Source organism: Flocculibacter collagenilyticus (assembly GCF_016469335.1).
Taxonomy (GTDB): domain Bacteria; phylum Pseudomonadota; class Gammaproteobacteria; order Enterobacterales; family Alteromonadaceae; genus Flocculibacter; species Flocculibacter collagenilyticus.
In genome coordinates, this window is sequence record NZ_CP059888.1 from 1,964,852 (window position 1) to 1,977,711 (window position 12,860).

At 38.0% G+C, this 12,860-nt stretch carries 12 protein-coding genes; all 12 read right to left on the minus strand.

Annotation, left to right across the window (positions count from 1 at the left end; genetic code table 11):
- Nucleotides 1-10 precede the first annotated feature (10 nt).
- The 12 genes from HUU81_RS08720 to HUU81_RS08775 all read right to left on the minus strand — a co-directional run bounded on the left by HUU81_RS08720 (nt 11) and on the right by HUU81_RS08775 (nt 12,857).
- Nucleotides 11-1,312, minus strand: a complete 1,302-nt coding sequence (locus HUU81_RS08720) for a tyrosine-type recombinase/integrase (protein ID WP_199611900.1) — start codon at nt 1,310-1,312, stop codon at nt 11-13.
- 340 nt (nt 1,313-1,652) lie between these two features.
- On the minus strand, nt 1,653-2,363 hold the full coding sequence (locus tag HUU81_RS08725) for a hypothetical protein (protein WP_199611901.1): 711 nt from the start codon (nt 2,361-2,363) through the stop codon (nt 1,653-1,655).
- Nucleotides 2,364-2,612: 249 nt separating this feature from the next.
- Nucleotides 2,613-3,227, minus strand: a complete 615-nt coding sequence (locus tag HUU81_RS08730; RefSeq protein ID WP_199611902.1) for a hypothetical protein — start codon at nt 3,225-3,227, stop codon at nt 2,613-2,615.
- Nucleotides 3,228-3,256: 29 nt separating this feature from the next.
- Nucleotides 3,257-3,874, minus strand: coding sequence for a hypothetical protein (locus HUU81_RS08735; RefSeq protein WP_199611903.1), 618 nt, complete (start codon nt 3,872-3,874; stop codon nt 3,257-3,259).
- A gap of 14 nt (nt 3,875-3,888) precedes the next feature.
- Nucleotides 3,889-5,028: a hypothetical protein gene (locus tag HUU81_RS08740; protein WP_199611904.1), complete on the minus strand. Its 1,140-nt coding sequence runs from the start codon at nt 5,026-5,028 to the stop codon at nt 3,889-3,891.
- 100 nt (nt 5,029-5,128) lie between these two features.
- Nucleotides 5,129-5,689 (minus strand): hypothetical protein, encoded by a 561-nt coding sequence (locus tag HUU81_RS08745; protein ID WP_199611905.1) that lies wholly within the window; start codon nt 5,687-5,689, stop codon nt 5,129-5,131.
- A gap of 2 nt (nt 5,690-5,691) precedes the next feature.
- The gene (locus HUU81_RS08750; RefSeq protein ID WP_199611906.1) at nt 5,692-6,327 is read right to left on the minus strand and encodes a hypothetical protein; all 636 of its coding nucleotides are present in this window, start codon (nt 6,325-6,327) and stop codon (nt 5,692-5,694) included.
- Between the two features lie 111 nt (nt 6,328-6,438).
- On the minus strand, nt 6,439-7,083 hold the full coding sequence (locus tag HUU81_RS08755) for a hypothetical protein (RefSeq protein WP_199611907.1): 645 nt from the start codon (nt 7,081-7,083) through the stop codon (nt 6,439-6,441).
- The gene (locus tag HUU81_RS08760) at nt 7,052-7,507 is read right to left on the minus strand and encodes a hypothetical protein (RefSeq protein ID WP_199611908.1); all 456 of its coding nucleotides are present in this window, start codon (nt 7,505-7,507) and stop codon (nt 7,052-7,054) included. Before HUU81_RS08760 ends, HUU81_RS08755 begins: the two co-directional genes overlap by 32 nt.
- A gap of 11 nt (nt 7,508-7,518) precedes the next feature.
- On the minus strand, nt 7,519-8,589 hold the full coding sequence (locus HUU81_RS08765; protein WP_199611909.1) for a hypothetical protein: 1,071 nt from the start codon (nt 8,587-8,589) through the stop codon (nt 7,519-7,521).
- The gene (locus HUU81_RS08770) at nt 8,582-11,767 is read right to left on the minus strand and encodes a hypothetical protein (protein ID WP_199611910.1); all 3,186 of its coding nucleotides are present in this window, start codon (nt 11,765-11,767) and stop codon (nt 8,582-8,584) included. The genes HUU81_RS08765 and HUU81_RS08770 overlap by 8 nt, the downstream gene beginning before the upstream one ends.
- 1 nt (nt 11,768) lies before the next feature.
- The gene (locus HUU81_RS08775) at nt 11,769-12,857 is read right to left on the minus strand and encodes a DUF4150 domain-containing protein (RefSeq protein WP_199611911.1); all 1,089 of its coding nucleotides are present in this window, start codon (nt 12,855-12,857) and stop codon (nt 11,769-11,771) included.
- Nucleotides 12,858-12,860 lie beyond the last annotated feature (3 nt).

Sequence of the window (12,860 nt, forward strand, 5' to 3'; positions counted from 1 at the left end):
CTACATGCTGTTATTGCCAAGCACCGATAACTTTAGTTAAGTAATCAGCCCATAAATTTTGTGCGTCTAGCCTTGCTTGCTTGTCGGCAATGCCACAATAGCCTCGTAAATTTACAGGCAATTTTCTGTCTAGCATTTGTTCTATCAAAATAGCATTTACGCCCATGCCAATTAAATGCACCTTCATGGTTTCTCTAAAGTCATTAGGCGTAAATTTATCAATACCAAAATTATCTAGATTTCTAGCGATACTGCGTGTCACGCTGCGTTTATCAATTGATATTGAACGAGGATCAGATTTTTTTGTCGTTAACGACGGCAGAATAAATGGGCTATCAATATTTTGTGCTAATGCTTTCAATGTGTTTAATCGTTGAATAATAGCTTCATTCAAACATACGTAATGATCATCGCTATTTACATTTAAAAAGCTAATTGTTTGATTAGGAAAAATCCAAATACCGCTTTTTTGATTTACATGTTGCCACTTACTTGCACACAGCTGATTTAAGCGTAAGCCCGTTAGTAATAAAATTTCCAACGCCGTGGTCACTTGCGGAGTAACCTTTAATTTCTTTAACGTAGAGAACACAGTATCTAACTCTTGCGCATTCAAATAGCGTTTATCCGGAGACGTTATTCCCGTAATGTCTTCTCGTCTAATTCTGTTTAAGGGATTAAACGACAATACCCCCTCATTCACAGAAAAATCTAACATCTGTTTTAACACTAAAAAAACGACACCTGCATGTTGTTTACAGTCTCTGGTTACTATGGGGTCAATACATCGTTCTAAAAGAAAACTAGCATTAAGCTCTGCTATAGACACCCCTTTTAATTTAGGAATAATATCAATAATCAACGTGCGAATAGTATCGCTAGCATCCTTAGATTTAATGCCAGATAGATGGTCTATATAGCGCTTAATCAATTGATTAGCTTGCGTAATATAAACAATAGGATCATTGTCTTCAGCAGGTTTATCTTGAATAAAGTTTGGCTCGATTTGGCCATTTGAATGGTTATTTTTATCTACGCTGTTTTTTGTAAGTTGGCTAATGAGGGATTTTGCTAAGCTTCTTGCTTCGTCTGCAGAAATGGCATCAATTGGGCTTATCTTTATATTTCGTTCTGCACCATTAACGATATCTGACGAGCAATGTAAATAATAATCGCCCTCCCTTTGTCTATTCGCTTTCCATTTTCCTAATCTGACATGAAACCCTTGAATTTCAATATCAGAGATGCGATGAATAGACGGTGGCGCATTTTTTACTGTGTCGTCGTTTATCTTAGTTGAAATAACACCCATATTTCATACCTTTAAAATCAATGAGTTGGTTAATTTGATATAGGCAATGATCCCATCATTTTACGTTAGGTTTATCGTGATAAATCTTCGCAAATCATTTTCATATTTAAAGGGGGTCATCTATCTGAATTTAAGAATAGTGCAATTACCTGAGATTGCACAATATTTAACCAGTGAAGCACAGTTTTAGATCAAAGAATCGTTTACAGAACAGTTAAAATACCATTAGGCAAATATAAGAGAGGTATTTAACTTAACGAAAAATGAAACAACGTCGTTGAAATTAACGCATAGTTGGAGTGACTAAGTAACTATTGAAAACTGATAATGAAACCAATAGTTAAAAGCTTAAAGATAGGCCAAATGTAATCCAAGACTGATCATCATGCTCTTCTCTTTCAACATCTTTATGCGCTTTTGAATGATTAATAGAGCCAATAAATTCTACATTGGGATTAACTTTGAACACCATTTCCACACCGGCTTTTAAATTATTCACGCCGTCATAAGACTCAGACGCATAACCAAAATCAAACCCTTCAGCAATATAAGGGGTAATTAATACTTGGCCATCAGCTAATACCTTTTCAGTATCCACACGTAATTCTGCAAAGCCGCCATCCGCTTCTGTTGAGTAGGTGTAATCTAATGCTAAATTAATACTCGAGGTAGGAGACACTGTTAAACCCGCATAAATTTCATTATCCGATTCATCAGTATCATGCAATTTTATATGGTTATAACCTATATAACCCTCAAATGAAGAATAAGAGAAACCATGCTCTAAATAAACGTTTACTTCACGGTACGGATTGCCCATACCATTGCCATACCAAACACCTGCAGCAAGGTCATTCCACTTTCCAAGCGCATGCAAAGACTGAAACCGACTATCAGGCAAGTTATCACGTCCCTCTGAAACATAGTGACTATGCCAAACAGGGCTAATAGTAAAAAGTGTTTTATTTTCCTCAGCATAAACTGACAAAGACCAAACACCATTAATGGTAACTATCACGCTAAGCAAGAAAAACTGACGGCCATACTGCATAATACTTTCCTTATGTCGGTGTATTTTAAAGTGTAGGTTACGACAATTTATTACGCTAACAGCAAAAAGAAAAAACTAGAATTGGCAAGCTTAGTAAATGATTTATTAGAGAAAATAGTTTTCAAACTCGTTTCACTTGAAACTCAGTATTGTTGATCACGCACCTAATCACCCATTGCAAACATTTGCTTTTTGTTTGAGACAATCATAATCCTCCCCTAATAACTAAATGTCTGCAAACCAGTGAGATTATGCCGCCTTATTGGTTGGTTTAGATTCATATAAAAAACTATGCTCTAATACATAATTAGCACGCACTATCTCTTTACGTTTATTGTTATTTTTATTCCTCTTGGATTTTTTCTTATTTTTACTAACACCTTGAGCATTAAGAATAATTTTTTGATTAAATGTGGCTTTTAAAAGCAGCCGTTTATTCTCCTCACTATTACATAGCTCTACACTAGAAAGACTGAAAGTATGAACAGGCGTCCACATTTTAAAATAAAAAACGTCATGATGAATGGAATTGTCATTTATAATAAACTGGCTTTCAAATTCAGGGATTTTCTTCCTTTTTTTGTGTTGTTTATAACTGTTAGTAGCATTTTTAATAACTTTACAGTCTGTCATATCGTACAGGTCTAGCTTTATCATATAACCACCCGAGCTTACAGAAAAACCACCTAAAAGCTCTAGTTTATATTCATGCACTGAAACACGTCGAACTCTCATTTTTACAGGCTCGTATTTCATTCCATATGTACCAATGGATATGTAATCGTCAACGCTCTCATAAGAAAGTATCATTTTAACAATTAGAAGTAGGCAACCAATAACGGCTATAAAAAGTGCTATATCCATACTCCACAAAACTTCCTTTAATTCATCATCTAGTTGCTTATTTCTAACTCAATGTCATCGCCAAGATGGTTTTTTACTATGACTTTCCTATTGTGCTTATAACCAGAGTGTTCGTAATGAACAATGGCTCTACCACATCCTGTTAATTTCTCGCTTGAATCATGGCTTTCTATGGTTAGCTCGCCTTCAGACAAATATAAATTCACCACAAACAACACCTCACGACATCCGCCTAATGGCGGAATCATATCACTTTGATTTATTTCAAGTAATTTAAAGTCTTTTAATGTAGCTGCGCTTTGCTGTAATGATGTCGCCGAACATACTGCTTTAATAAAAAAAGGTAATTTATCTTGCAGTCTCATGTGATGATGTACGCCAAGCATGTTGCTTGACTCAAGTTCACAAGTAACATCTTCAGCACTCACGGTTACTAGGTAGCGGATTTCACCTTCTACTTTATCAAAGTCACCGTATACGAATAGCTTAATGCTGTTAGAATCAACTTCTGTAGTTACAAAAAAATCATTTTTTGACATACTTTCTGCAAGCTTCTTGCTGTATCCAACCGCTTGAATATTTGAAGTAGACCACCAATATGCAAAAAGCAACCATATGAACACTGCAAAAAATACTACTACTTCCATTTGTAAGCCTTTCCTCAATACCCCAAAGTAAGCTGTCTTAAAATTAACTTGCTACTTTGATAGCCTGTGGGTTTATCAGAAGCCGCTTTTTCAACTGGTATGTCTATCCATGGCTTATCAATCTCTGTTTGTACATTTTTTTTACTGAAGTCGAATATATAAAGCTCATTGGCGATAATCTTTTCCATCGCAGCTTGGCTCTTTCTACTTATGCGATGCCAGTAATTTAGAGGACGATTATTCAAAATATCGTGCTCTGCTGTTACAGGGCATGTATGACGGTAAACTTCAAACTCGGGAGATTCAGGCAAAGGTTTAGATATATCCATAAAGCGTATGATGCGCTCCCAAAATAATGCGCAAAACGTACCTGTAGATGAGTAAAACTCTGAGTAATAACGAAGGCTAAATTCAGGGAATTCACCAAATGATTTGTGCCGTATAGTCGGGATATAGGTTTCTGTAACTGAGTTTGCTCGTCGACGATGGAAAGTAACTTTGCTATATGTGCAAACTACATCCTCCCATTTAAAACAAACATTGCCAAACTCATCACAAGTTACATCACTATATCTTTCATACTTATCAATATATTTTGTTAAACCATGCATAGAAACCGTTTGGTTTTTTCTATCAAAATACATGCAATTTGGTTTCTTAAGAACCTGATACCAAGTATGCACATTAATCCAACAAAAATTCCAACTAATAGTGACTAAAAAAATAATGAAGCTTTGTAATAACTGCTCTGAGTCACCTAATGACATTAACAACAGGGAAACCCACATTATTGTGCCAATACCACCAACAAAGTGAAGAAGTAAAAATAGAAGGTCACCAATAGTAGCAAATACTTTTAAGCGAGCTATATCTTTAACATCCTCGTGGTCTATCACCAGAAATCTGGCTGTGTTCTTCAACGCTGCCCATTCCATGTATCTATTTTTAAAAGACGACTTGGCTAAAATAAAGTTAGAAATATTAATGCCATTGCTACCAGCATTAATTTGCTCCCTTTTAAAAAAATCATGAAATAGTGGCTGTATTTGAAAGAACCTGTTAAACCGTGTCTTTTTAGGTATAGGGTTTTCTGGCATATATCGGTAGCACAAGCCTCTATCAGCATTTCTCTGTAACAATTCATCATATTCCATTACATACTCCTACAGCCTGCCATAATACTGCTGTGTCTTTCGCTTGACTTACCACTTCAATTTTACTCTTACACAACTCATCTAATGAAACTAAAATACCCTAAAGTGATATAAACTTTTTCCAATCAGTTGCTATTTCATAATTTAATTCAAATATCTTCAGCCTTTTTTTTCTTCTTGCTACTCTTTGATTTTTAGCTAGAAACAGAACATTAAATGTCAGTACGCTTAGATTATCCTTGGTTTGCATCAGCTCATTAAAAGGGAAGGATGCAACGTTTGTCCAAGTTTCGTAGGAAATCTCCCCACCTATGGATTCTGGGCTCGATAATGAAAACTCATAGCAAAACCTATCATTGTTTTTTAAACTGGCTGCTGAGCTAGTTGGTAAGATAGAAGATTTTGCTGCTGATGAAGTGTCGTCTACTGTAACTTTTATTTCATACTCATCACTCACAAACTTTAAATTACCTTTAAATAGTACTTTACACATCCCTTCATCGATAATAGTGCGCATTCTTAGCGGTATATAATTTGACCTGAACTCTGGGCTTTGGCCATAAATATAATTTTTTATTTTCAGAAAATACAACACACAGTAGAGGACATTAGTAAAAAGAAAGGCATAAATTAAAAGCTCATAAGTCTCTAATTGCGACATACTTATCTTATGCTCCCTTTTATAAAGTTAATATCTATTTCGCTGCCAAAATCACCGAGCTGACTTAATAGCCCATCTCTTTGATAATAGCGATACTTTAAATTAATAATCTGTGTGGTTGCTATGTGTGCACGGTGCTTAACATGTTGAGCTTTATTTCTAAATGTGAGTTCTACAACAAACAGCACCTTTCGCATGCCACTTTCAGGTGGAACGATATCAATTTTTTCAAACCTAAAAACGTTTAAACCTTTCGTAGCGTCTAATTTATCAATTACATTTGAAAGTAAGTAGCTTTTCTTTGTGCTGAATTGTATTCCGCCTTCTTGGCGCTTGTTACAAGAGTAACCGCATATAGGTAAGGTTTTAGTTGGATGTGTTATATCGTACAAAGATAGTTGAATAGTGCAGAAGTGCATATTTTTATAATGCTCTAACTGACCTTGCAAGCTAACATCAACAAAATTTCGGTTATGAACACTAATGAGAAGTTTAAAAGGGCCATCCTGCTTATTCAGCAGTTTTCTAACATGGCTACTAAGCACTTGAGTGGTTTTCCACTTAAAGTTATAGAACATGTAGATGAAAAATGGCAGGAGTATAATTCCCACAAATGCAATAAATCTAATGGTTGTCATATCAAGCTCACTGTATTTGCTATGTTAGATATTCTCAAAAAATCTTATCTGGGCAATTAGGTCAAATATTTCACGTGTTCGATTAATGTTACTCATCACTTATTAATTAACTTAGCGCACACCAAAACAAAGCTGATACATGATACGCCTGCACTTTTCTTTAAACGTCATTCTGTCTTTTAGTGCGTCATCAATAGTCCAGCGTTCCCACGGTCTTGTAATGTCTTCTTTAGGTGGCTCTGCCAGTAAGTCAAATGTACTGCATTCATCATCTAGTTCTTCTTCAATCTGCATTTGTTGATCAAACCCCATGTCGCGCCAGTAGCGTTCAGGTCGCTGATTTTGTTTATCAAACTCTGCGGTAACGGGACATAAATGGCGGCATACTTCAAACTCTGGCACGTCAGGCAATGGCTTAGTTTTATCCATAAAACGCACGTAGCGCTCCCAAAATCGTACGCTTGGTGTTACGCTACCGCTTGATTCGTGTACTACGCCGATTGATTTAAACCACTTATATTTTTGTCGCTCACGGTGATAAATTTCTGGCATAAAAGCAACAGCGGTGGGCGTAGTCATTTTTCTGTCTATGTCGCAACGAATATCATCCCAATCAAAAATAGGGTTGCCATATTCGTCTCTGTCATTACATTCGGCATTTGCCACCCTCTTGGTCATACCTACCACTTGGTTTACACGATCAAAGAACATAAATTGCGGGCGTTCAAGTAGCGAAAAAATAGGAATTAGGTTCATCCAAGCAATATTCCAAATCATGGTTGAAATGGGCAGCCACCAAGGAAAAGGCTCCTTTCCAAAGGGAAGCCAATACAATGTAAAGAGAATAGTCAAAAATGTAGCTCCCCCCCCACACAAATGGAGGGCCAAAATACAACATGCGCCATGCATTTTGGCCGCACTTTAATACCATGTAGCGTTCTGGCTGCTGTTCGTATGGTGTAAGCTTTTGCAGTAAGTAATCATCTGTAGTGGCATCTCTTAGAGTGCCAAATACTCTCGGTGTAATGCACAGTCCTGTAAACCGATATCTAAAGGTGTTATCAATTACTGCTTCAAAAAAACGATTAAAAAATGTTTGTTTGGGGGCTGGGCAAAATAAACGCGCTTTTTCATACGACTCTAAGTCGGCCATTTTTCGAGTTGGGTTAATACTATTCATAGCTTACTAACTTAGCGAACACCAACACAAAGTTGATACATGATACGCCTGCACTTCTCTTTAAAGGTCATTCTGTCTTTTAGTGCATCATCTATTGGCCAACGCTCCCACGGTCTAGTAATATCTTCTTTTGGAGGCTCGGCCAGTAAATCAAACTTACTGCACTCTTCATCTAATTCTTCTTCAATTTGCATTTGCTGATCAAATCCCATGTCCCGCCAGTAGCGTTCAGGTCGCTGATTTTGTTTATCAAACTCTGCGGTAACGGGACATAAATGGCGGCAAGCTTCAAATTCTGGCACGTCTGGCAGTGGTTTCGTTTTATCCATAAAACGCACGTAGCTCTCCCAGAACCGTACGCTTGGTGTTACGCTACCGCTTGACTCGTGCACCACGCCGATTGATTTAAACCACTGATATTTTTGACGTTCACGATGGTAAATTTCTGGCATAAAGGCAACAGCGGTGGGGGTGGTCATTTTTCTGTCTATGTCACAACGAATATCATCCCAATCAAAAATAGGGTTGCCATATTCGTCTCTGCTTTTACACTCAGAATTTGCCACCCTTTTGGTCATACCTACTACTTGGTTTACACGGTCAAAAAACATAAATTGAGGGCGCTCAAGTAGCGAAAGAATAGGAATAAGGTTCATCCAGATAATATTCCAACTCAGAGTAAGACTGGGTAACTCCCATGGAAAGGGGTCGTTTTGCCAGAAAAAAAACCAAGAGACGATAATTATAATTGAACAAATTGTACCTATACCTCCTAAAAATGGAACCCCCAAGTAAAGCATACGCCATGCATTTTGGCCGCACCCTAAAATCATATAACGCTCTGGTTGCTTGTCATACGGTGTTAGTTTCTGTAATAAATGACCGTCTGTCGTCGTATCTTTCAAAGCGCCAAATAAACTTGGTGTAATACATAACCCTGTGAACTGGTATCTAAAAGAGTCGTCTATTACCGCTTCAAAAAAACGGTTAAAAAATGTTTGTTTGGGGGCTGGGCAAAATAAACGCGCTTTTTCATACGACTTTAAGTCGGCCATTTTTAGTTTACGTGTTGTGCTAGTCATATAGTGTGTAATCTATAGGTAAAGTTAATTCGTTGTTATGAACATAAGTGGGCGTTACTTGCACATTGTCAAGCAAAAACGTTTTTGGCGTGTTAATTTCAAAATGAAACTGTGCAGCAGTAAGCTGGTTATGTTCATTATAAACAGGGGTATAGTCTTTTTTTGCATTGGCTAACACTACCTCCCTTTCATAATGCGTTATTATTGGTTGGCCGGCTTTGTATATGTTAGTTGCTGTGTCCCAAGTATCGTAAGTAATGCGCACAGAAATTGACGACACCCCTTTTTGAAAGTGCGGTAAGCTAACTTCGGCAATAAAGTATGAGCCTTTAACGCAGGTTAATGAAACACTAGGGCTAAACAGTAAAGAGCATAAGTATTTGTATAAGGTATCAGACTTTTTTAAGTTATTGGTTAGGTTATTATTGTTGGGCTCATCTTTTGCAAAGGGGCTGTGTTTTGCCCATAGCTCACCTTGTGTGTCAGTTAGCATGGTCGCAATAATCGACATGCTAATTGCGCCTAAAAATAAAGCCCAACCAATTGGTCCTGCCGAAAGGTAAATAGCACTGTAAATTGCCGAGCTAATACTTAAGCCGCCGGCAATAATGGATGCTATGGCTGCATCCTTATCATGCTTACTCGCAAGTGATAATCCATCAACTATTTGCAGCCCGCCCGTAACTGCACCTACACCCCCTGAGAAGCTACGAAGTATGGTGAATTTTGCAGTGTTTTTTCTTCTGCGAAATGTTTTTGCTATCTCAGTTGCCCTTGCTTTGGTTAACGGGTGCGCTTCCCCTTTTTGTGCATATAAATCCCATAACTCACCTGTTGCTGCGATTACTGAGCCTAACGTAGCTAAGTGCTTAAAAGTTTGATAACCACCAGACTTGCCACCAAAACTCTGTTCATATATCGCATAGGTGTAAATCGCATTAATAGCCGCAATGCCCGCAAAAATTGATGATATAGCATACTGTGAAGTATGCACGAGGCTTTTTAGATCAGTTACTCTGAGTGCTCGCTCAACACCATCATCATAAAACACATTACCCAGTGTTTTGGCTTCACTTTGTGGAATTTTATTCCTAGGAACAATAATGCCAGGGATTTTTTTCACATAAACGTCATCATACAGAATATTTCGGTCTGCCAATTCATGTAGAATGCTTTCAATTTCTGCACGTGTTTGCGGCAATATTGCATCATAGGCTGAGGGGGCTTTACTAAATGCAACCGACGGATTGTTTTTCCATATATGGTGATAAAGCGTAACAACATGGCCTTTGTTAATGGACTTGCCTTCTCTAATATTTTTAATCGAGTTAATAACGGCTTTGTTTGCTTCTTTTGTTTTAATTAACCCTCTGAAAGAATGCTCGGTTACACTGTAATTTATTAGTACATGATCTTTATCTACTTGACCAATCGTACCTATACGACTACCTTCCATCATGTCTGGCAAGTAACTCTTCGCTGTAGCAAAAAATTGAAATAGTATCGTAGGTTTAACTTGTTCAGCACTATCTACCGCATTTTTGAATACCCGTGTGTAGTAATTGAGTAATTCATTAATGCCTCGCTTAATTGTATCTGAGGTATGTAAATATGGAAAAATAGGATCAGGAAAATACTCTGACTCCATCGCAGCTTGAGACACTTTTTTATCATCTAGCTTTTCTGGGGAGTATGCGCCTATAGACGTTAATAATTTAGACTTGTCGGGTTCATTTTTTGATCCATCTTCACCATAAAGCCCCTCTGGCGCCATTAATTGTGTGTATACCCAACTTTTTTTATTTTTCATTAACGATGAAATAATTGCCTGACCATCAGCAATCACAGCTTTTATTGATGCTGTAATGTTATCGCGCTTTTCTTTATTAGTTATCGCTGGTAAATACACTGGCGTTGCTGCCATGGGCAACAAGTGCATATTCAACATATTATAAAGTAACTCAAATGCATGTGTGTAGTTTAAGAGCGATAGACTGGTAAAATCTACCGTTGCAACTTCCCATGCTGGTGGCGGTTGTACGTTTTGTTGGCTACAACAATCACTAAATGGCGTAATCGCGTTATCACTAACCACTTCTTGTTTAAATATGTTGATCAGGGTAGCTCTAGCTTTTGTATATGCTTCGAGTATGTCGCAAACTGCTTCTGGCTCTTCGCCAATAAGATATTTTTCTAATTTATACCTGCATAAATCTTCAGCAATATCTCTTAGATCTTTGCTTTGCCCGTCTCTGTTTTTATAGCGTTCTCTTATTCCAACTCTAATTTCATGATAACGCTCCATTTCATGAAGTTCTTCATCAAAGTAATATCGGTGCGCTAAAATCGCAGATTTGTAGTACCCGTCTGACTCTAATGCATTTTGATTTTGTTTTAGCATGGCCAGTGCTGCGGCAGCATCGGTAGCAATGTCTTGCGCTATACCCAATAAATCATGTACATAAACACATGCTTCACCATTAACCACACCCATGTTTTCAATATTTTCATAATCTGGCGCTGAAGACAGATCAATTGTTTGCATTCGTTTTTGGCGAAGTTGTGTCGCTAATCCAGCGTCATCGCATCGGCTTAACGCGGGCGATAAGTTAAAACGTTCATCCTTTTGATACATTCCGCCTAATGCAATAACATACTCCCAAGACCACTGAATGCGTGAGAAAGCGATTTCAATAATTGGGTTAGTAAGGGTTTTATTTTCATTGAGTAAGCCAATACTTCTGCTAGGGAAAACAATTTCTTTAGCGGCTAACGAGCTGAATGGACGAACGTCTTTATCGTGATATTCTGCCAAATCAACTTCACTTAAGTCACCGTTTGGCAGCGCTGCAATTTCGCGCCATAAAAAGCCATCAATGAAAATATAGTAATAACCAATAGCTTCGGTTGCTAAAAGGGCATCTTGATCTGCCCTCATTGCTACAAATTCAGGATAACCTGCTTTATTCTTGTCTAGCGTTGGTTCTTTAAATACCTTGGGAATAACAGCTACAAAATTTGGAACTTGATCTTCAGGTTTAGGTTTTGACTGAAGTTGTGTTTCAGAAAAGCCAAACGGTATACACAAGGCATTGCCAGTTAACGTTGGTAGCTCTAACTCTAGCTTGCATGGCATATTTTCGTCAGGAATTATTGGGGCAAAAAGTCTATTTTCCATACTATTCAACGCCTTTATCTAATAGTTGACGCTTGGTTGTTGAACCCGCTTTAACTTTAAACCGCCCTTGGCCTACGAGTAAGTTTCCGCTTTTTGCATTAACCGAAAAAACCGATTGAGCAGGGTCTGCTTCATGCGTTTTCTCATCTCTTGGAGAAATAGACAGCCCCTGTGGCGGCGGCCCCGGAGGCTGTACTAAACCAGACGGAGGTGTGTTTTTGTTATTCGACACCATTAAGTCACCTTGACGAACGGCTGGGTTACCTTCAATTAGCACATTGAACGATCCCATTAAAAATTCGGCTTTTTCTTTAATGGTACCGCTGGCAACCCCTTTTTTGTTTCCGGGCTGATCGCCTGTACTTTTCTTGAAGTTGCTTTTTACATGGCAGGCAGGGTTTCCATTAATTAGCACTGAGCTGGCGGTGGCATCTGCATCGCTCGACATTGCTACATTGGGGTACGGAATGGGCACCACTGAATTACCAATTTGGGTTAAACATACATCTACCGTAGAAAGTACGCCGCCGCTATCTTTATGTACTGCTGTGCGCCCGTTAATTAATACGTTATTACCCGACACTTTCGCTACTGTTGGATTAGGTGCATCTGGGTCTTTAACAATTTGCTTTTCAGTGCCCGCTTGCCAGCCTATGTGGGATTCAACCAAACTAATAAAATCATCAACATTAATACTACTAACATAGCTTTGCATATCTAAACCAGACTGTTGCTCTATCCATGGCAGTATGGGTTTATTATTTTCTGCGTCCCACTGTGGAGGCTCAACAATATAGTCAGCAATAAACAGATTGATCATTTCGCCTACTGTTTTAGATTGATGCTTTGGCCTTTGTAACTCTGCTTTAAATGCGTTTTGGCTAGATGATTTATCAGGAAAAACAGCTATTCCTGCAACACTGCCGATTGAGCCATTTTGTTTTGCCATTATATTGTTTGGCATCAAAGCGATATTGTTGTGGCGCCAAGCAGTATTGCCTTCTTTTCGCAAGTCGGCTGTTTTCGCGTCAATATCGTATTGAATAGAGTTCGTTTCATTGCCTTCAATGGCGTTAATGTATTGTGGCATAAC